This is a genomic window from Clavibacter michiganensis subsp. insidiosus, assembly GCF_002240565.1.
GTDB classification, from domain to species: Bacteria; Actinomycetota; Actinomycetes; order Actinomycetales; family Microbacteriaceae; genus Clavibacter; species Clavibacter insidiosus.
In genome coordinates this window covers 431,794-450,432 of sequence record NZ_MZMO01000001.1, presented here as the reverse complement: position 1 = coordinate 450,432, position 18,639 = coordinate 431,794, and the positions used below count along the sequence as shown (strand labels likewise).

At 73.6% G+C, this 18,639-nt stretch carries 21 protein-coding genes; 4 read left to right on the top strand and 17 right to left on the bottom strand.

Going from position 1 to position 18,639, the window contains the following annotated elements:
• Positions 1-304: 304 nt before the first annotated feature.
• On the top strand, positions 305-1,666 hold the full coding sequence (gene radA, locus B5P21_RS02435) for a DNA repair protein RadA (RefSeq protein ID WP_165770598.1): 1,362 nt from the start codon (positions 305-307) through the stop codon (positions 1,664-1,666).
• Positions 1,667-1,705: 39 nt separating this feature from the next.
• On the opposite strand, the gene B5P21_RS02430 is transcribed toward radA, so the two are convergent.
• The 5 genes from B5P21_RS02430 to B5P21_RS02410 all read right to left on the bottom strand — a co-directional run bounded on the left by B5P21_RS02430 (position 1,706) and on the right by B5P21_RS02410 (position 4,018).
• Positions 1,706-2,020 (bottom strand): ArsR/SmtB family transcription factor, encoded by a 315-nt coding sequence (locus B5P21_RS02430; RefSeq protein WP_045529848.1) that lies wholly within the window; start codon positions 2,018-2,020, stop codon positions 1,706-1,708.
• Between the two features lie 111 nt (positions 2,021-2,131).
• Complete coding sequence (locus B5P21_RS02425; protein ID WP_045529850.1) at positions 2,132-2,299, bottom strand: hypothetical protein; 168 nt, start codon at positions 2,297-2,299, stop codon at positions 2,132-2,134.
• 117 nt (positions 2,300-2,416) lie between these two features.
• Positions 2,417-3,091, bottom strand: a complete 675-nt coding sequence (locus tag B5P21_RS02420; protein ID WP_045530615.1) for a hypothetical protein — start codon at positions 3,089-3,091, stop codon at positions 2,417-2,419.
• An 87-nt stretch (positions 3,092-3,178) separates the two neighbouring features.
• Positions 3,179-3,721: an amino-acid N-acetyltransferase gene (locus B5P21_RS02415; protein WP_045530617.1), complete on the bottom strand. Its 543-nt coding sequence runs from the start codon at positions 3,719-3,721 to the stop codon at positions 3,179-3,181.
• 51 nt (positions 3,722-3,772) lie between these two features.
• Positions 3,773-4,018: a hypothetical protein gene (locus B5P21_RS02410; protein ID WP_045529852.1), complete on the bottom strand. Its 246-nt coding sequence runs from the start codon at positions 4,016-4,018 to the stop codon at positions 3,773-3,775.
• Positions 4,019-4,185: 167 nt separating this feature from the next.
• On the opposite strand from B5P21_RS02410, the gene B5P21_RS02405 reads away from it, so the two are divergent.
• Positions 4,186-4,662, top strand: a complete 477-nt coding sequence (locus tag B5P21_RS02405; protein ID WP_045529854.1) for a hypothetical protein — start codon at positions 4,186-4,188, stop codon at positions 4,660-4,662.
• An 11-nt stretch (positions 4,663-4,673) separates the two neighbouring features.
• On the opposite strand, the gene B5P21_RS02400 is transcribed toward B5P21_RS02405, so the two are convergent.
• The 12 genes from B5P21_RS02400 to B5P21_RS02345 all read right to left on the bottom strand — a co-directional run bounded on the left by B5P21_RS02400 (position 4,674) and on the right by B5P21_RS02345 (position 16,564).
• Positions 4,674-6,248: a sensor histidine kinase gene (locus tag B5P21_RS02400; protein WP_045530619.1), complete on the bottom strand. Its 1,575-nt coding sequence runs from the start codon at positions 6,246-6,248 to the stop codon at positions 4,674-4,676.
• 68 nt (positions 6,249-6,316) lie between these two features.
• Complete coding sequence (locus B5P21_RS02395) at positions 6,317-7,090, bottom strand: response regulator transcription factor (protein WP_045529856.1); 774 nt, start codon at positions 7,088-7,090, stop codon at positions 6,317-6,319.
• A 70-nt stretch (positions 7,091-7,160) separates the two neighbouring features.
• Complete coding sequence (locus B5P21_RS02390; RefSeq protein ID WP_094170717.1) at positions 7,161-7,967, bottom strand: tetratricopeptide repeat protein; 807 nt, start codon at positions 7,965-7,967, stop codon at positions 7,161-7,163.
• A gap of 148 nt (positions 7,968-8,115) precedes the next feature.
• Positions 8,116-9,144: a TerC family protein gene (locus tag B5P21_RS02385; protein WP_094170716.1), complete on the bottom strand. Its 1,029-nt coding sequence runs from the start codon at positions 9,142-9,144 to the stop codon at positions 8,116-8,118.
• Between the two features lie 148 nt (positions 9,145-9,292).
• Complete coding sequence (locus B5P21_RS02380) at positions 9,293-10,231, bottom strand: TolB-like translocation protein (protein ID WP_045529860.1); 939 nt, start codon at positions 10,229-10,231, stop codon at positions 9,293-9,295.
• A complete protein-coding gene (locus B5P21_RS02375) occupies positions 10,228-11,292 on the bottom strand; it encodes a sugar phosphate isomerase/epimerase family protein (RefSeq protein ID WP_045529862.1) in 1,065 nt (354 codons plus the stop codon). Before B5P21_RS02375 ends, B5P21_RS02380 begins: the two co-directional genes overlap by 4 nt.
• 117 nt (positions 11,293-11,409) lie before the next feature.
• Positions 11,410-12,183 carry an ABC transporter permease gene (locus B5P21_RS02370; RefSeq protein ID WP_045529864.1) on the bottom strand — a complete coding sequence of 258 codons (774 nt, stop codon included), beginning with the start codon at positions 12,181-12,183 and terminating at the stop codon, positions 11,410-11,412.
• On the bottom strand, positions 12,180-13,136 hold the full coding sequence (locus B5P21_RS02365; protein WP_045529866.1) for an ABC transporter ATP-binding protein: 957 nt from the start codon (positions 13,134-13,136) through the stop codon (positions 12,180-12,182). Before B5P21_RS02365 ends, B5P21_RS02370 begins: the two co-directional genes overlap by 4 nt.
• On the bottom strand, positions 13,129-14,097 hold the full coding sequence (locus tag B5P21_RS02360; protein WP_045529868.1) for a SagB/ThcOx family dehydrogenase: 969 nt from the start codon (positions 14,095-14,097) through the stop codon (positions 13,129-13,131). Before B5P21_RS02360 ends, B5P21_RS02365 begins: the two co-directional genes overlap by 8 nt.
• Before the next feature lie 58 nt (positions 14,098-14,155).
• On the bottom strand, positions 14,156-15,418 hold the full coding sequence (locus B5P21_RS02355) for a YcaO-like family protein (protein WP_045530621.1): 1,263 nt from the start codon (positions 15,416-15,418) through the stop codon (positions 14,156-14,158).
• Positions 15,415-16,326: a TOMM precursor leader peptide-binding protein gene (locus tag B5P21_RS02350; RefSeq protein ID WP_094170715.1), complete on the bottom strand. Its 912-nt coding sequence runs from the start codon at positions 16,324-16,326 to the stop codon at positions 15,415-15,417. The genes B5P21_RS02355 and B5P21_RS02350 overlap by 4 nt, the downstream gene beginning before the upstream one ends.
• A gap of 10 nt (positions 16,327-16,336) precedes the next feature.
• The gene (locus B5P21_RS02345) at positions 16,337-16,564 is read right to left on the bottom strand and encodes a hypothetical protein (protein ID WP_045529872.1); all 228 of its coding nucleotides are present in this window, start codon (positions 16,562-16,564) and stop codon (positions 16,337-16,339) included.
• 172 nt (positions 16,565-16,736) lie between these two features.
• On the opposite strand from B5P21_RS02345, the gene B5P21_RS02340 reads away from it, so the two are divergent.
• Together B5P21_RS02340 and B5P21_RS02335 are read left to right on the top strand one after the other, a co-directional pair.
• Entirely contained in the window at positions 16,737-17,399 is a 663-nt protein-coding gene (locus B5P21_RS02340) for a YqaJ viral recombinase family protein (RefSeq protein ID WP_052663280.1), read from the top strand.
• 277 nt (positions 17,400-17,676) lie between these two features.
• Positions 17,677-18,633, top strand: a complete 957-nt coding sequence (locus B5P21_RS02335) for an NADP-dependent oxidoreductase (RefSeq protein ID WP_045530625.1) — start codon at positions 17,677-17,679, stop codon at positions 18,631-18,633.
• The last annotated feature ends 6 nt before the right edge of the window (positions 18,634-18,639 follow it).

The window sequence follows — 18,639 nt, the reverse complement described above, 5'->3', positions numbered from 1 at the left end:
TCTCAGATATGGCACTAAGTGGCGCCAGTGAGCTCGCAGGCAATCTGAAGCCTACATCCGTTTTTAATGTATCACTGGCGAACCTCGCTATGTAGGATCTGCTTAATATCCGCCGGGGTCAGCCAGCCCCTTTCTGGGGCTTGCGCACTGCATGGCGCGCGCGAAGTTCCCATAACCTAGCTGTGTGTAGTCGACCCTCCCGCGCCCCCTCCGGCCCTTCGCCACAGCCTGTCCAGACGTAGCGCTGGACCCTTCCCTAGAGGTGCGTCCGCCCATGTCGGTGCCCGCCGGTAGAGTCCCCCGCATGGCCCGCATCCACTCCACGTACCGCTGCTCGGAGTGCGGGTGGACCACGCCGAAGTGGGTCGGCCGGTGCGCCGAGTGCCAGAGCTGGAACACCGTCGCCGAGGTGTCGCAGACGCCCGCGGCGGCCGGCCGGGTCACCACGCTCACGCCCGCGGGATCCAGCCAGGCGCGCTCGATCATGCACGTCGGCACCGCGTCCGCCAGCCACATGCCGAGCGGCGTCGGCGAGCTCGACCGGGTGCTCGGCGGCGGCATCGTCCCGGGCGCGGCCATCCTCATGAGCGGCGAGCCCGGTGTCGGCAAGTCCACGCTGCTGCTCGAGGTCGCGGCGCGCGCCGCCGCGAAGGGCGCGAAGGTCCTCTACGTCACGGCCGAGGAGTCCGTCGCGCAGGTGCGCATGCGCGCCGAGCGCACGGGCGGGCTGCAGGAGTCGCTCATGATCGCGGCCGAGACCGACCTCGGCACGATCCTCGGGCACATCGAGCAGGTGTCGCCCGACCTCCTCATCGTCGACTCCGTGCAGACCGTCTCCAGCAGCACGTCCGACGGCCTACCCGGCCACCCCGGCCAGGTGCGCGAGGTCGCCGTCACCCTCATCCGCGTCTGCAAGGAGCGCGACCTGCCCCTGCTGCTCGTCGGCCACGTCACGAAGGACGGATCCATCGCCGGCCCGCGACTCCTCGAGCACCTGGTCGACGTCGTGTGCCAGTTCGAGGGCGCCCGGCAGACGTCGCTGCGCTTCATCCGCGCGCTCAAGAACCGCTTCGGCCCCACTGACGAGGTCGGCTGCTTCGAGATGGCGGGCGACGGCATCGTCGAGGTGCCGGATCCGAGCGGCATGTTCCTCTCGCGCGGCGTCCACTCGGTGAGCGGCACCTGCGTCACCGTCGCGATGGAGGGCCGTCGCGCCCTACCGGTGGAGGTGCAGGCGCTCGTCGTCGACACGAAGGCGCCGCAGCCGCGCCGGGTGGTCAACGGGGTGGATGCGTCGCGCGTCGCGATGCTCCTCGCCGTTCTCGAGAAGCGCGCCAACGTGCGGCTCTCGGATCGCGACGTCTACGTGTCCACCGTCGGCGGCGTACGGCTCACCGAACCGGCGGCGGATCTCGCCATCGCCGTCGCGCTCGTCTCCGCCGTCAACGGCAAGGCCATGCCGCACGACCTCGCGGCGTTCGGCGAGATCAGCCTCGCGGGCGAGATCCGCGGCGTCACGTCGGCGCCGCAGCGCGCGGCAGAGGCGCGGCGGCTCGGCTTCACGCAGATCGTGGACGCCGAGTGGGGGCCGCTGTTCTCCGCGCTCGGCCGCGCGTTCTCCCTCGCGAAGAGCGAGCGGGAGAAGGAGCTCGACGAGGCGTTCTGATCCGCGGGCCGGGCGACCCGCGCAGCCCGGGCTCCGAGCTCAGCCCGCGTCGACGGATCCGTCCGCGTGCTCCCGCACGTGCGCCACGGCGTCGTCCACCACATGCGTCACGTGCGTGTCCGCCACCTCGTAGCGGGCGATGCGGCCGTCACGCTCTACGGTCACGAGCCCGGACGATCGCAGCACGCGCAGGTGCTGCGAGACGAGCGGCTGCGAGAGCCCCGACTCCTCGACGAGCTCCGACACGCTCATCTTCCGGGATGCCAGCAGCCCGATGAGGCCGAGGCGCGACGGCGAGGACAGCGCCTTGAAGAGGTCGGCTGCCTGCTCGAAGCCGGCGGGTGGGTAGGTCATCTGGTCGATCCTATGGGGACGGGGACGGACGCCTCGGCGGGAGACGACGACGGGGACCGGGCCTCGTGGCCCGGTCCCCGTGTCGATCCTCGCGCGTCGTCGCGCGTGGGATCAGTGCTCGTCGTAGTGGTCGCCGTGCTTGGCGTGCTTGGCGTGCTTGTGGCCGTCGTGGACGTAGTCGACGTGGTCCTCGTGCGTGACGGCCTCGTGACCGCAGTCGGTGCCGTGCTGGTGCTCGGCGACGGTGTGCTCGGCGTGGGTCTCGGTGGTGTCGGTCATGATGCGTCCTTCGGTCGGTGGAACATCAGGATGACAGACGCATGCATGGATTGCAATGGATGCATCCAATTGGGAATCGTGCTCATGTGCGCACATGGGCACCGGCCACCGCGCGCGTCAGTAGAGCAGGAACGACTTCGGCTCGGCGCTCTTCACGCCGGCCACCTCGACCGACAGCGTGTAGGTCGCGCCGCCCGCGGGCACGGTCGGGCGCTGCTTCTCCTGGCACGTGGTGGTGGACGACCGCTGGCGCGACCACTCGAACGGCGACGACGTCTGCGGCGTGCGGGCGGCGAGCTCGACCTCGGCGTCCTCCGCGCCCGTCTGGCAGTCGGTCGACTTCCAGTAGACGTCGGATCCGCTCGAGATCGTGAACACCTGCGTGGTCGTCCCGAGGTTGGCGGTGCAGGGCTCCATGCCCGTGTTCGTCACGGTGAAGGAGAGCTTGGGCAGCACGCCCGCCTTGTAGGAGGCGGCGTCGGTGACGGGGGTCACGGTCAGCTGGCCCGCGGCGCACGATCCGTCGGCGTTGGTCTCCGTGCCGGCGCTCGCGGTGGCGCTCGGGGTGGGATCGGGGGCGGCCTCCGCGGCGGCGTCGCCCGAGTCGCCGTCGGGGGCGGCGGCGTCGCTGGGCGTCGTGCCGGGGGCGGCGGTGTCAGCCGTGCCGCGGCCGAGGTTCGAGACGATGATCACGACGACGGCGATCACGGCCACGACGACGAGCAGCGCGAGCAGACGGCGACGGCGGTACACGGCCGCGGACGGGCGGCCTCCGGGCGAGGTCGAGGACATGACCACAGGCTATTCGCGGGCCCGGCGCGCACCCGGTCGGCGCGCCCGGGCGTGCGGCGGCGCGTCAGGTGGATCCGCTGGATCGGCTCAGAGCGCCTTGAGCATGCGCGTGTTGCCGAGGGTGTTCGGCTTCACGCGGGAGAGGTCGAGGAACTCGGCGATGCCCTCGTCGTGCGAGCGGAGCATCTCGTAGTAGATCTCCTGCGCGATGATCGACTCCGCGACCTCGTGGTACCCGTGGCGCGAGAAGAAGCCGACCTCGAAGGTCAGGCAGAACAGGCGGCTGAGGCCGAGCTCGCGGGCGTCGTCCTCGAGGCGCGCGAGGATCGCGTGGCCGACGCCGGTGCCGCGCGTGTGCGGGGCGGCCGCGAGGGTGCGGATCTCGCCGAGGTCCTCCCACATCACGTGCAGCGCGCCGCAGCCGACGACCTCGCCGGACGCGTCGACCGCGACCCGGAACTCCTGCACGTTCTCGTAGAGCACCACGAGGTCCTTGCCGAGGAGGATGCCCTCCATCACGAGCGGCTCGACGAGCTGCTGGATCCGCGGCACGTCGCCGGTGCGCGCGCGTCGCACGGTGACGCCGCCTGCGGGCTCCGCGGACTCGACGACGACTGGCTCTGCGCTCACGGTGATGACCCTCTCGATCCGCGGCACGGGAGCCCGGATCAGGGGTCCAGCCTAGCGACGGGCGTCCCCCGCGTCCGGGGCGGGCGGCTCGGACCCGGGAGCGAGCCGCGCGATCATCCGCGGCGCGATCCACACGATCGCGACCACGCCCACCACCGCGCGCAGCCCGGCGAAGACGAGCACCCACCAGCCGACCCCGTCGCCGCCGACGAGGAGCGCGATCCCGATGACGACGAGCGCCGCGTCCGCGACGAACGGCACGCGCAGCCAGAACATGAGGCGGCGGACGGGATCCATGCCCCGATCCTGCGCCCCCGACCTGCGTGGGCGTCCGTCGCGCGGGCCACGCGGCGTCATCACGCCGGGCGACCCGGGTGGTCCGCACGGGGCTCGGCCGCGGCGAGCGCCGTCCGCACGGTCGAGGGGAGGCGCGCACCGGCGGGTCACGGAGGAGCGCGAACCGCATGAGCACCGGCCCCGACGATCCCGAGTTCGCGGACCCGAGCGCGGTCCACCCGCTCCTCTCCGCCCGGACGCGCTGGCCCGAGCGCGACCTGCCGCCGCCCCCGCGGCTACCGGTGTGGACGGCCCCCGACCACCGCATGGCGCACGTCGCGATCGCGATGGGAGCGCTCCTGCTGTGCGTCTCGGCGTGGACGAACGGGCTCCTCATCCTCAGCGACCTCGCCGCGACCCTCCCGCCGCGCTTCGACGAGAGAGGAGGCGTCCTGTACGACGACGCGCAGATCGCGGAGACCCTCCGTCTCCTCCCGTGCTCGATGTGGGCGCACGGGGCGACGCTCGTCTTCCTGGTCCTCGCGAGCATCACCGGAGGGCGCGGTCACCGCACCGCGTCCCTCCTGCTGTTCTGGCCTGTCTTCCTCGGTGTCCTGCTCGCGATGGCCTCCGGGATGAACGCGCTGGAGTACTTCGGGAGGTGATCCCCGCCGGATCAGCTCGCCGCAGGCGGCCCCGGACGATCCGCGACGGGCGCGCCCGACGGCGGCGCCCAACGATCCGCCTCGGCACCCGCGGCCACTCGCGCCTCCGCCGCACGCCGCACCAGCGGCAGCCGCACGCCGAAGACCGTGCGGCCCGGCTCCGACTCCACCCACACGGCACCGTGGTGCGCCGCGACGATCGCCTGCGCGATCGCGAGGCCGAGGCCCGTGCCGCCGGTCGAGCGTGCACGGGATCCGTCGCCGCGCACGAAGCGCTCGAACAGGTTCTCCTGCAAGGCGGGCGGGATGCCGGGTCCGTCGTCGGTCACGCGGATCACGGCGTGCGCCTCCGGCCCGGCGCCCTCCACCGCGAGCGACGCGACGACTCGTGTGCCGGCCGGCGTGTGCGTGCGCGCGTTCGCGAGCAGGTTGACGACCACCTGGCGGAGCCGCGCGTCGTCGCCGGGGACGCTCACGGAGTCGTCCGGCAGGTCGAGGTCCCAGTCATGATCCGGACCCGCCGCGCTCGCGTCGCTGACCGTGTCGAGGAGGATGCGCGTGAGGTCGACCGGATCCGACTCCAGCTCGCGCCCCTCGTCGAGGCGCGCGAGGAGGAGGAGGTCCTCGACGATCGTGGTCATGCGCACCGACTCCGACTCGATGCGCGACAGCGAGTGCGTCACGTCCTCGGGCAGCTGGTGCGGCCCGCGACGCGTGAGCTCGGCGTAGCCGCGGATGGAGGCGAGCGGCGTGCGCAGCTCGTGGCTCGCGTCCGACACGAATCGCCGCACCTTGGCCTCGCTCGCCTGCCGCGACGACAGCGCGGCGGAGACGTGCCCGAGCAGGCCGTTGAGCGCGGCGCCCACGCGGCCGACCTCGGTCCGCTCGTCGGTGTCGGATGCGGGCACGCGCGCTTCGAGCGCGACGTCGCCGCGGTCCAGCTCGAGGGCGGCCACGTGGGTCGCCGTGTCGACGACGCGGTCGAGCGGCCGCAGCGCGCGCCGCACGATGAGGGTGCCGAGGATCGCGGCGAGCGCCAGCGTGATGGCGGCGACCACCGTGATCACGAGGATGAGCTGCTCGACCACGTCGTCGGCGGGCTTCGTCGGCAGTCCGGTGACGATGGTCGCGCCCGACGACGAGGTCTCGCCGATGAGCCGGTAGCTGCCGAGCGCGCCGCCGAGGTCGACCGTGCGCGGGACCCCGTCCGTGGGCACGCTCTGCAGCTTCTGGCTCTGCACCTGCGTGAGCTCCACAGTGCCGGCGCCACCCGGCTCGCCCTCGGCGGCGTCGCGGTCGGCGATGTACCCGCCCGAGACGACGACGCCGTCGACGATGGTCGCGCTGATCGTGCCGACCTGCTGCCCGAACGCGCCGAGCCCACCGGGCGCCCCGGGGAAGCTGCCGTAGCCGCCCGGATCGCGGTCGACGAAGTCCTGCGAGCGTGCCGCCGTGGCCTGCAGCTGCTGGTCGACCTGCTGCATCAGCGACGTCCGCAGCGCCAGGATGCTCACGGTGCCGATGAGGATGCTCGCGAGCGCCAGCAGCCCCACGACGCTGAGGACGAGGCGGCGACGCAGGGTCATGCCGCGCGCCGCGGTGGCGAGCCGATCGCGCAGCGGCGGGGTGCTCCGCGTCGGGGCGTCCGGCGGGGTCACTCCGCGGCCTTGAGCATGTAGCCGCTGCCGCGCACCGTGTGGATCATCGGGTTCCGCCCGGCGTCGATCTTGCGCCGCAGGTAGGAGATGTAGATCTCGACCACGCTCGACTTGCCGCCGAAGTCGTAGCTCCACACGCGGTCGAGGATCTGCAGCTTGCTCAGCACGCGGCGCGGGTTCCGCATCAGGTAGCGGAGCAGCTCGAACTCGGTCGCGGTGAGCTCGATGGGGTCGCCGGCGCGGGCGACCTCGTGGCTGTCCTCGTCGAGCGTGAGGTCGCCGACGCGGATCACCGGGTCGACGCTGTCGCTCACCACGAGCGTCGAGCGGCGGATGAGGCCGCGCAGCCGGGCCACGACCTCCTCCAGGCTGAACGGCTTGGTGACGTAGTCGTCGCCGCCCGCGGTGAGGCCCGCGAGCCGGTCGTCGAGCGAGTCCTTCGCGGTGAGGAAGAGGACGGGGATGTCCTCGGCGTCGGCGCGCAGCCGCGACAGCACTTGGAGCCCGTCGAGGTCCGGCAGCATGATGTCGAGCACCACGGCGTCCGGCTTGAACTCGCGCGCGGTGGCGAGCGCCTGGTGCCCGTTCTCGGCCGTGCGGATCTGCCACCCCTCGTAGCGGAGCGCCATCTGGAGCAGATCGGTGAGGGACGCCTCGTCGTCGACGACGAGCACCCGGATGGGCGACCCGTCGGCGCGGGTGAGGCGGGGCTGCGGGGCGGCGGCGGGCTGGAATCCGGAGGGCGTCGCGGTGGTCACGGGATCCATCATGCGGATGTACCTATGAACCGACCATGAGGCGGCCATGCGCGGGCTTCGTCGGACAGTGCGAGGGTGGGCCTCAGAACGGGAGGGGGCCGCCGCTCCGGAGGCCCGCCGCGACGAGACCCGCGACGGCGATGGCCAGGACGATGCCGCCGATGATCCAGGGTGCGACGTCGACGTCGGCCGGCGACGGATCGCGCCCGAGTCGTTCGCGCTCCTCCACCCACAGCGTGACGGCCCGGATGACGCACGCGACCGCGAGCAGCGCGAGGGTCAGGACCACCGTCCAGCGGGCCAGGGCGGTGACGCTCGCGCCGAAGAGCGCGCCCACCCACACCACGATGACGCCGAGGACGAGGAGGGCCCCGCTGATGAACCAGAGCGCATCGGAGACGTGCTCGACCACGTCGGAAGCACGGTGCGCGCGGGGTGTGCGGTCCGCGCGAGGACGAGGCAGCCCCGCCCGGGTGCGCGCCGCCTTCCGCTCCCATCGGGTCGTGCGCGCGGGGTCGGCGAAGTGCGCGCGGTACCGCTCGATCTCGGGGAGCAGCGCGGCGATCTCGCTCCGCTCCGCGTCCTCGATCGCCTCCGCGGGCAGCGCCAGGAATTCCGGGATCTCGTGGTCGACGATCCCGGAGTGCGCGATCATGCGCGCGAGGCGGTCGCGCTCCACCTCCGTGGTCCAGCCGGGGGACGCGATGCCCCAGCGGCCGGCCTGGTCGGGCGCGATGAGCTCGCGGTACAGATCCGCGAGGGCGAGCCGGGCGCCGGTGTCGTGGGGCTCGTCCCGGAGGTGCTCCTTGAGGACGGCGAGGGCCTCGGCCCGCTCGCCCTCGTCCCACAGGAGGCGGGCGCGGGTCGGGGCGTCGGGATCGTCGGGCACCGCGTGATGCTGGCAGGTCGACGCACCAGGCGAGCGGGCAGCGCACGGGCGGCACCATCGGGAGCGTCGGGGCCGTGCACGCGGCCCCGCACGACGACGGGCCCGGCGCGTGGTGCGCCGGGCCCGGATCATGCAGAGGTGCGCGGGGCTAGTGCTTCTCGTCCGTCGCGCGCGTGACGGTCTCGCCGTCCACGCTCGCGCGATCCTTCTTCTGCTTGTCGCCGCGGGTCTTCGCGAGGCTCGCGACCGTGGCGACCGTGATGGTCGCGCCGATGAAGAGGAGCGAGAACCAGATCGGGATCTCGGGCGCCCACAGCATCGGCTCGCCGCCGTTGATGAAGGGCAGCTCGTTGACGTGCATCGCGTGCAGCACCAGCTTGAGGCCGATGAACGCGAGGATCACCGCGAGGCCCTGCGACAGGTACACGAGGCGCTCGAGCAGGCCGCCGATGAGGAAGTACAGCTGGCGGAGGCCCATCAGCGCGAAGGCGTTCGCGGTGAACACGATGTAGGCCTCGTTCGTGAGGCCGTAGATGGCGGGGATCGAGTCGAGCGCGAACACCAGGTCGACGAAGCCGATCGCGATGACGCAGAGCAGCAGCGGGGTGACGAAGCGCTTGCCGTCGATCTTCGTGGTGAAGCGGTCGCCGACGAAGTCGTCGTGGACGGGCAGGATCCGGCGGGCGATGCGCACGAACAGGTTGTCCGCCGCGTTGCCGCCGTGGTCGCCCTTGATCTGCTGGTACGCGAGCACGAACAGCAGCGCGCCGAAGATGTAGAAGACCCAGGAGAAGTTCTCGATGAGGGCGGCGCCGAGCGCGATGAAGCCGGCGCGCATGATCAGGGCGATGACGATGCCGATCATCAGCACCTTCTGCTGGTACTTCCGCGGCACGGCGAACCCGGTCATGATCAGCAGGAACACGAACAGGTTGTCGATCGACAGGGCCTTCTCGGTGAGGTAGCCGGCGAAGTACTCGCCGCCGTAGCCCCAGCCGCTGGTGACGCCGATGCCGACGCCGAAGATCAGGGCGAGGCCGATGTAGAAGGCCGACCAGCGGGCGGACTCGCCGATGGTGGGCTCGTGCGGCTTGCGCACGTGGGTGAAGAACTCGTAGACGAAGAACGCGATGGTGACCGCGATCGTGATGAGCCAGGTGGTCGTGGTGATGTTCACGGGGGTCTCCGGTGATGAGGCCGACGGGAATCGGAACGGCTAGGTGGCGCGCGGACGCCTCCATGATCCCATGCAGGGTCTCCCCATACCGGGGAAATGCCTGCGCCTACGCTCCGCGGATCGCGCGCCCGGGCCGCCCGACCCCGGGTCAGGTCAGGCTCGGCGCCTCGAACGGGTAGGCGACGTACGCGAACCGGCGCGAGTCGGGCGCCCAGCTGGTGACGTTGATGGTGCCCTGGCCGCCGGGGAACGCCGCGAGGTCGCGCGTGCGGTGGCTCTGCCGGTCGATGACGCGGAGGATCACGTCGCGGTCGGCCGGGTGGCCGAGCGTGCCGGGCGGGAAGGACAGGTAGACGATGTGCTCGCCGTCGGGCGACGGGTGCGGGAACCAGTTGACGCGCTCGTCGGAGGTGAACTGGTGGGTGTCGGAGCCGTCGGTGCGCATCGTGAACAGCTGCGCGTGGCCCGGGAGGTCGGATCCGCGCTCGGAGTTGAAGTAGAGCCAGCCGCCGTCGGGCGAGAACTCGGCGCCGTCGTCGGGGAAGCCGTCGTCGGTGAGCTGGGTGGTGGGGCCGCCGTCGACGGGCACGAGGTGGATGTTCGTGGTCCACTCGCCGCGCGCGTCGAGCTGGCCGCCGATGACGCTGAGCGTCGTGCCGTCGGGCGAGACGCCGTGCAGGTAGTTCTTGAAGCCGAGCTCCGGATCCCGGTCGGCCGTGATGCGCCGGCCCTCGCCGCCCGCGCCGTCGTTCCAGAGGACGCTGTAGAGATGGCCGTCGCGGCCGGAGACGTAGACGTGCGCGCCGTCGGGCGAGAAGACGTGGTCGTTGTTGATGGGCGGCACGCCGCCGAGGTCGACCGCGTGGAAGTCGACCGCGGGTTCGGGGAGGTCCGGATCCGGATCCTCGGCCGACGGTGCGGGCAGCCGCCACAGCCCGCCCTCGGCGTTCACGACGAGCCAGCGGCCGTCGGGCGTCCAGTTCGGCGCCTCGATGTGCAGCACGGCCGATTCGGCGACCATGCGCTCGGCGCCCGTCTCCACGTCGACGACGAGGAGGCGGGCCAGCTGGCCGTCGCGCAGCGTCACGCGGTGGATCCGGTGGTGCCGTCGGCGGGTGCGGCGCCCGGTGCGTCGTCGCGGTTGGCCGCGAACGCCGAGTCGAAGAGGCTGTCCGGCGTCGGCCAGAGGAGGGAGCGCACCTGCGCGAGGGCGTCGGGGGCTCCGTGCAGGCGGTCCATCCCCGCATCCTCCCACTCGACCGAGACGGGACCGTCGTAGCCGATGCTCCGGAGCGCCCGGAAGGCGCGCTCGAAGGGCACGTCGCCGTGGCCGACCGAGACGAAGTCCCAGCCCCGGCGCGGGTTCCCCCACGGGAGGTGGGAGCCGAGCCGGCCCCCGCGGCCGTCCGACGTGACCCGGGTGTCCTTGGCGTGCACGTGGTAGATCCGGTCGGCGAAGTCGAGGAGGAAGCCGACCGGGTCGATGCCCTGCCACATCATGTGGCTCGGGTCCCAGTTGAGGCCGAAGCCGGGGCGGTGCCCGATGGCCTCGAGCGTGCGACGGGTGGTCCAGTAGTCGTAGGCGATCTCGCTCGGGTGCACCTCCAGCGCGTACCGGACGCCCTCGTCGTCGAACACGTCGATGATCGGGTTCCAGCGGTCGGCGAAGTCCTGGTAGCCGGCGTCGATGACCGACTCGGGCACGGGCGGGAACATCGCGACGTACGGCCAGGTGCGGGATCCGGTGAAGCCCGTCACGCGCGTGACCCCGAGCCCGGCGGCCGCCTTCGCCGTGAGCTTCAGCTCCTCCGCCGCGCGCTGCCGCACGCCCTCGGCCTGGCCGTCGCCCCACACCTTGGAGCGGAGGATCGCCTGGTGCCGGAAGTCGATGGGGTCGTCGCACACGGCCTGGCCGGTGAGGTGCTGCGAGAGCGCGTGCACCTGGAGGCCGTGGCGCTCGAGGATCTCCAGGCGGCCGCGGAGGTACGCCGGGTCCTCGGCCGCACGCCACACGTCGAGGTGCTCGGCGGAGCACGCGATCTCGAGGGCGTCGAAGCCCCAGCCGCTCGCGAGCCGGGCGACCTCCTCCAGCGGCAGGTCGGCCCACTGGCCGGTGAAGAGCGCTACGGGGGTGGTGATCTGGGGCATGGTTCCCTCTCGTCGACGGTGACGGTGACGGTGCTGGTGCTGGTGCGGTGGCGCGGCCCGGTGACGGCGCGCGGGATCCACGCTACACACCGGGCCGCGCCCGCTCCCGGGGCGCCGTCAGCGAAAGTTCGCCGACTGGGTGCGCTGGTAGCCCGCGAGCGTGATGCCGCCGAGCAGCACCGCCCACGCCGCGAGGAGGATCAGCGGGATCCCCATCGCCGCCGTGTCCTGCCGGGCGGCGGCGCTCGTCAGCGTGCTCCACGCGCCGGTCGGCAGCAGCACCGTGAGCGACGCCCACGGCGTGCCGCTCGTGTCGCCGCCCGTGAACAGGCCGCCCGCGAACGACAGCGGCAGGTACACGAGGTTGGCGAGGCCGAGCGCGCCGCGGGCCGGGAACCAGTAGCCCATCGCGAGGCCGAGCAGCGCCATCGGCACGGCGCCGGCGAGCACGGCGAGCGCGACGGCGCCGAGGGTGGGCGCATCCACCCGGACGCCGCCCACGAGGATCCCGACCGCGACCACCGGGATCACGAAGACGACGCCGAAGACGCACGCGACCGTGAGCTTGGCGGCCAGCCGGATCCACGCGGGCACCGGCGCCGTGAACAGCCATCGCTCCCACGGCGACTCCCGGGCCGAGGCGACGCCGACGCCGAACTGGAACGTCACCGTGCCGAGCACCGAGAACAGCACGTAGCCGAGCAGGACGCTGAGCCGCGCGCTCGGCGGGCCGCCCTGCGGCAGGCCGACGACCGCGTAGATGAGCACGGGGTAGGCGAGGAGCGGCAGCACGAACGCCGGCATGCGCGCGTTCTGCGCGAGCTCGCTCACGACGTGGGCGCGGTAGATGGGGAACCGACGGGCGGCGGCGGGGCGGGACGTCGTCGTCATCGGGTGCCTCCCATCGCATTGGCGGCGCGCGACGGATCCGCGGGGATCGCCTCCGCGCCGCCCGCCAACACGCGCTCCACGATCTCCCCGAGGCCCGGCTCCACCACCGTGAGGCGGGGCTGCGGCACGGCGGCGAGCACGAGCCCGGCGACGACGTCGGAGCGGTCGGTGTCGATGACCCACCGGATCCGTTCGAGGCCGCGCGGCTCCTCCCCCGCCTCGGGCACCGCGCCGGAGGAGAGCAGGCGCCGCGCCTCAGCCGCGGTCGCGTCGAAGCCGATCCGCCGCACGCCGGCCAGACCGCGGAAGTCGGCGGCGGTCCAGTGGCCGACGACCCGCCCGTGGTCGAGGCAGACGACGGTGTCGGCGAGCGCCGCGACCTCCTCCATGTCGTGCGACGCGAGGAGCACGGTGCGCCCGGAGTCGCGGACCGCGGCGATGGCGTCGCGCACGGCGGCTCGGCCGGGGATGTCGAGCGCCGCGGAGGGCTCGTCGAGCACCACGACGGGCGTCCCCGCACCCACCACGCACGCGAGCGCGACCCGCCGCCGCTCGCCGCCGCTCAGCCCGCCGGTCTGGCGCGAGGCGAGACGGTCGAGGTCGAACCGGTCGATGGCCGCGGCCGGCGTGAGCGCGGCGGCGTGCGGCACGAGCGCGAGCGCCAGCACCTCGCGGACCGTCAGGTACTCGGGGAACGCGAGCGCCTGCGGCATGACGGCCACGAGCGCCGCCGTGGGCCCGCCGCGCCGCACGTCGTGGCCGAGCACGCGCGCCCGACCCGCGTCGGGGCGGCGGGTCGCGGTGAGCACGTCGATGGCCGTGGTCTTGCCGGATCCGTTCGGCCCGAGCAGCGCGTGCACGAGCCCCGGCGCGAGGGAGAAGGACGCGGCGTCGAGCGCGCGCGTCCGGCCGAAGGTGCGGGTGATCCCCTCGAGCTCCACCGCGTCAGTCATGGGATGCCTCCTCCTCGGCGAAGCGCCGCGCGCCCGGCTCCGCGCCGCCGAACGAGATCGCGTAGAGGGACGACTGCGTCACCCCGTCGAGCCCGAGCACCGCGTCGAGCTCGTGGTCCACGAAGCCGACCCAGCCCAGCACCGGCAGCCCCAGCGCGGTCGCGACCAGGAGCGCGTTCTGCCCCACGTGCCCCGCCTCGAGCAGCGTGAGCCGGTAGCCGCGGAGCCCGTACTTGCAGCGCGAGCGCTCGAAGCTGCCCGTGATGACGACGGTGACGGCGGCGGTCTCCGGGATCGGCGCCATGAGCGACGGCGCGGCACGGCGGAAGCGCGCGAGCCGCCCGTCGCGATCGAGCCCGGACACGTCGACGAGCGTCTCCTCCAGCGGGTCGAGCTGGTGGATCCCCGGCTCGAGCCCCACCACCGAGCGCGCGACCACGTGCAGGTCGAGCGGGTACAGCCCGCCGCCCGAGGGCACGAACCGCCCCGGCGTGCCGTCGCCGCGCGGGCCGTAGGCGAGGCGCAGCACCGTGGCGAGCTCGGCCAGCTCGACCGGCCGCCCGAGCGTGCGCGGCTCCGCCGACCGACGCGCCGCCAGCGTCGTGCCCAGCTCGTGCCGCAGCGGGAGCGCGCGCGGGAGGGGCCGGGCCGGGAGCAGCCGCGGCGCGGAGGTGGCCCCGCCCGGACCGGCGTCCGCGACGCCCTGCGCCTCCTTCGCCATCTGGTGCGCGTACCGCACGTCGGTCCAGCCGGGGTGGGTGATCCGCGTGATCTTCGACGCCTCGTGGAAGTCCTCAGCGGGGTCGCCCGCGGGCCGGTCGACGGCGCCCCCGACGCTGAAGATCGGCCCCACGCTCCCGAGGGAGCGCGGGGACGCGGGCGTGCCGGGATCCGCCGCCGCGGACGGACCCGATGGGGCCTCCGCCCGGTCGCGGGCGGCGTCGGTCTCGATGGTGCTCATGGGATCCTCCTGGTGCGGCGGGCGGTGGGACGGCGGCGGGGACGGGCGGGGCAGGCCGTCACGGGAACGGGTGCGGGACGCGGACGAGGTCGGCCGGCCCGTCGATCGCGGGCCCGTCGCGCCACCGCCGATAGAGGCGCGGGTGCCCGAGGAACCGCGCGGCGTGCACCACGTCGAGCGCCACCAGGTCGGGGCTGAGCGCGCGCACCACGTGGAAGCCGGCCGCGCGCACCTCGGGTGCCGTGATGTCCGCGAGCAGCACCTCGATGCCCTCGCGGTCGAGCCCGGCGACGACCTCCGCCCAGCTGGCCGGGCCGCCGACGGCCGCGACCCGCGCGTCCGACGCGTCGAGCGCCGCCGTGAGCGGGCGCGCCGATGGGCGGCAGTGCAGCCGGATGTGGTCCTCGAACTCGACCACGTCGGCCGGGTCGATCGTCGGCTCCGCGAGCAGCCGCAGGCACCAGTTGTGGGTGTGCAGCGCCTCGCGGACCGCGTTGAGGATCGCCCGGTCGAGCCGGAAGTCCGCCGCGCAGCCCACCGCGACGCCGATGCGGTCGCTGCGCATGACCGCGAGGAGGACGGGCACGTCGGCCGCCGCGTCCAGCACGCGCACCGAGAACGACGCCCCGAACCGGCCGCACAGCTCCTCCAGGCGCTCCAGCTCGCGGAGCGTCGCGTCGGTCAGCCGCGGGCTGCCGCGCCAGTCGAAGCCCGGGGGCGTGGATCCGCGCAGCCACATGCGCTGGAACGCGTCGCGCTCGATGAGCTCCAGCACCGCGCGGCCCGCGGCGAACCCGAAGTGCGGCCCCGCCGCGACGCCGGACGAGGTGGCCGGCTCCACGTGCGGCTCCCGGTGCCCGTCCGCGCGGTGCGGGTCGTCGAACACCACGAGCTGCGCCAGCACGTGGACGGTCGTGCCCCGGTGCAGCGACCGCGCCGGCATCCAGGTGAGGAGGTCGCCCGGCTGGGCGCGCTCGTAGTGGAAGGCCGGATCCTCGCGCTGCGTCGGATGGAAGCGCTGGAAGGCGTCCGGCCCCACCTGACGGGCGTCGGCCCCGAGGGGCGCGCGGAATCCGCCGGGCGCGCCCGCGAGCGACATGCGCTCGACGGCCTCGCCGATGCAGGAGCGGCGCGCCTCCATCCGGGACCCGCCCGGCCCCATGCTGAAGCGCTCGGTCTCCGTGCCGGTGAGGAACCCCGTGTCCGCGGAGCGGCCCGAGTAGAGCGCGTCCGGGATGGCGTCGGGCGTGAAGGCCATGGGGTGCGCGTGCTCCACGAGTCCCGTGTACGGGCTGACGACGCCCGCGCCGCCGCGGCTCATGCCCGCCACGGCGAGGCCACGCCGCCGTAGGGGCGCGGGCCGCACGTGCCGCAGCGCGCGACGCGGAACACGGCGTGCGCCTCCGCCTCCATGACCTTCGGCTCGATCACGAGCACGGTGCTGGCGACGAGCCAGTCGTGCGCGTGGATCCACCGGGCGGCGTAGCGCGCGGCGAACCCGGCCGTGATGGCGTCGAGGCTCGGGTCGCGCGGCACGACGGCGACCGCGTCGGCCGCCGCGGCGTGATCCGCGGCGAACGGCGTGGTCGACGCCCAGCGCAGCGCGACGCATTCGAGGCACGGCCCCTCGCCGGGCACGACGACCGGCCCGACGAGCTGGAACCGGCCGTCGAACGGGTGCACGGGGAGCCACGGGCGCCCGGCGACGTGCATGCGCGCCCCGACGTCACGGAGGACATGCCGGGTGCCCACCGCGATGACCAGGTCGGCGTCGTCCTCGTCGCCGAGCTCGGCGGAGGGGAGCGCCTCCGCGAGGCCCGTGAGCAGCGACGGGATCATGTCGCCCACGAGCGCCACCCGCGCGGGCGAGGCGGGATCCCGCACGGGACCGAGCCCGGTGCGGTCGCCGCCGTTGCGCCGCGCCTCGTCGAGCACGTGCGCCAGCTCGTCGGGGACGGATCCCGCGGAGCCGGTCGGCGCCCCGACCACGACGTCGCGCAGCACGAGCTCGTCGACCAGGTGCGCCACGGCGGGGGCGTGCGCGGCGAACGCCCGGTCGAGGTCCGCGCGGGTGAAGGGACGGGAGAGGAGGCGCGACACCGCGGAGACGGCGTCGCCCGAGGGCAGCTGCGGGGAGACCAGCTCGCGACCGCCGAGGAGGTGGAGGGTGTCCTCCACCTCCCCGACGGCGTAGCGGGGACTCACCGAGTACGTGGTCGACGAATCCATGCGGGGGCGATCAGCGCTGCTGCTGCCGGCCGTTGCCGCTCGACGAGCACGTCGTGCTGCAGCACAGGGTGACGTCGCCCATCACGATCTCCTCCTCCGCGCCGCGGTGCGTGATGGTGAAGCCGAAGGCCTCCGCCAGCAGCGCGTCCGACGTCGCGTCGCCTCCGGCCGCGGGGGCGACCTCGGGCGCGGTGGTGGGCAGCGCCGCAGGCGCCGCCGTCTCCATGAGCAGTGACATTGCCGTTCCTTCCTCTGGGTGGGTGGGACGACGTCTTTCTAGCACGATCTTCCGTGCCCTGGGCGGATGCGCATCACCTGTTGACATCGTCTCCTCGGGACGGCACGATCCGCCCGCGTCGAGGCGGCCCGTGCCGGATCCGGCGCGTACCCTGGAGCCCGTGACGGACGAGATGCTGGCCTTCCCCTGGGAGGACGACCTCGCCCCCGCTGCCCCCGCGCCGCCTCCTCCCCCGCCGCACCTGACGCGCATCCTCGCCCACTCGTCGGATCGCGTCGCCTGGCTCCGCGCCCGCAGCTTCGGCATCACCGCGACCGACGTCGCGCGCCTCGCGACCGACGCGTCGCTGCAGGCCGTCGCGCTCGAGAAGCTCTACGGATCCGGCTTCGGCGGCAACCGCTACACCGACCACGGCCGGGAGCGCGAGCCCGAGATCGCCCGCTGGGTCGAGGCCGAGCACGGCATCGTCCCGAGCGCGCACCTGTTCCACGCGGAGGGCCAGCGACGGCACCTCGCGACCCCCGACGGCGTGGGCCTGCGGGCCGACGGACGGCTCGAGCTCGCGGAGATCAAGACGACCGCCAAGCCGTGGCGGAGCATCCCGCGCAACTACCTGCGGCAGATCTGGTGGCAGCAGTACGTGCTCGGTGCCGACCGCTCGCTCATCGTCTGGGAGCAGCACGTGGACTTCGTGCCCGTGCACGACATCCCGAAGTGGAAGTGGATCGACCGCGACGAGGCGGAGATCGCCGCGCTGGTGGCGCGGGCGAACGACCTCATCGCGCTCATCGTGCGGATGGCGAACGCGCCGGCGGGAGCCCGCGGCCTGGCCTGAGCCGCGCTGCCCGCACCGCCTGGCCCGGTGCGCGGCCCATCGCCGTCGGCGAGTGCCCTCGGCATTCTTCTCGCCCGGGGAACACCGCGGAAACACGCCCGACTCACGCGGCGACTTCACTGGACGAGCGGGGGCGCGGTGGGATCCACCACGCCGCCGCGTTCCGAGGAGGGGTCGCACGATGAGCCAGGTCATCCAGTCCAGAGCCGGCGTCGCCGCGGAGGCCGAGCGGGATCGGGCGGCCGCCGCCATCGCCCTCGCGCCGCGCGGGGAGACCATGCGCGCGGTCGTCGTCACGGAGACCGGCGGACCCGAGGTCCTGCACGTCGCCGACGTGCCGGTGCCGCACCGCCTCGACTCGGAGGTGCTCGTGAAGGTCGTCGCCGCGGGCGTGAACCCCATCGACCTGCGGCTCCGCGCGGGCGAGCCCGGCGGCCCGACGCTCGGCAGCCTGCCCGCGGTGCTCGGCCGCGACTTCAGCGGCGTCGTCGTCGAGTCGCCCTACGAGGACCACGCGCTGCACCCGGGCGACGAGGTGTTCGGCCTCGCTATGGTGCCGCGGATGCCCGGCAGCTACGCCCCCTACATCGCCGTCCCCAGCGTGAGCCTCGCCCGGAAGCCCGCCCGGCTCTCGCACGTCGAGGCCGCGGCGACGCCCGTCAGCGCCCTCACCGCGTGGGGCATGGTCGTCGACATCGGCCGGGCGCACGAGGGCCAGGTCGTCCTGGTGCACGCGGGCGCGGGCGGCGTCGGCCACTTCGCGGTGCAGTTCGCGCGGCACTTCGGCGCCCGGGTGGTCGCGACAGGCTCGCCCCGCAACGTCGACTGGCTGGCGGAGCTCGGCGCCGACGAGGTCATCGACCGCTCGCAGGTGCGCTTCGAGGACGTGCTCGCCGACGTGGACGTCGTGATCGACCTGGTCGGCAACTGCACCGACGACACCGGCACCCGCTCGCTGCAGGTCCTCCGGCGGGGCGGCCTCCTGGTCAGCGCGCCCGTCCGCGGCTGGCCGACCCTCGTGCAGGACGCGGCCGCGGTCGGCGTGCGCGCCACCCACTACGAGGTCGCGCCCGACGGGCAGAAGCTCGCGGTGATCTCGCGGCTGCTGGAGTCGGGCGACATCAAGGTCTACGTCGACGAGGTCTTCGACCTGGAGGACGCCGCCGAGGCGCACCGTCACATGGAGAGCGGCCACGCCCGCGGCAAGGTCGTGCTCAACGTGGCGCGGGGCTGATCCCGC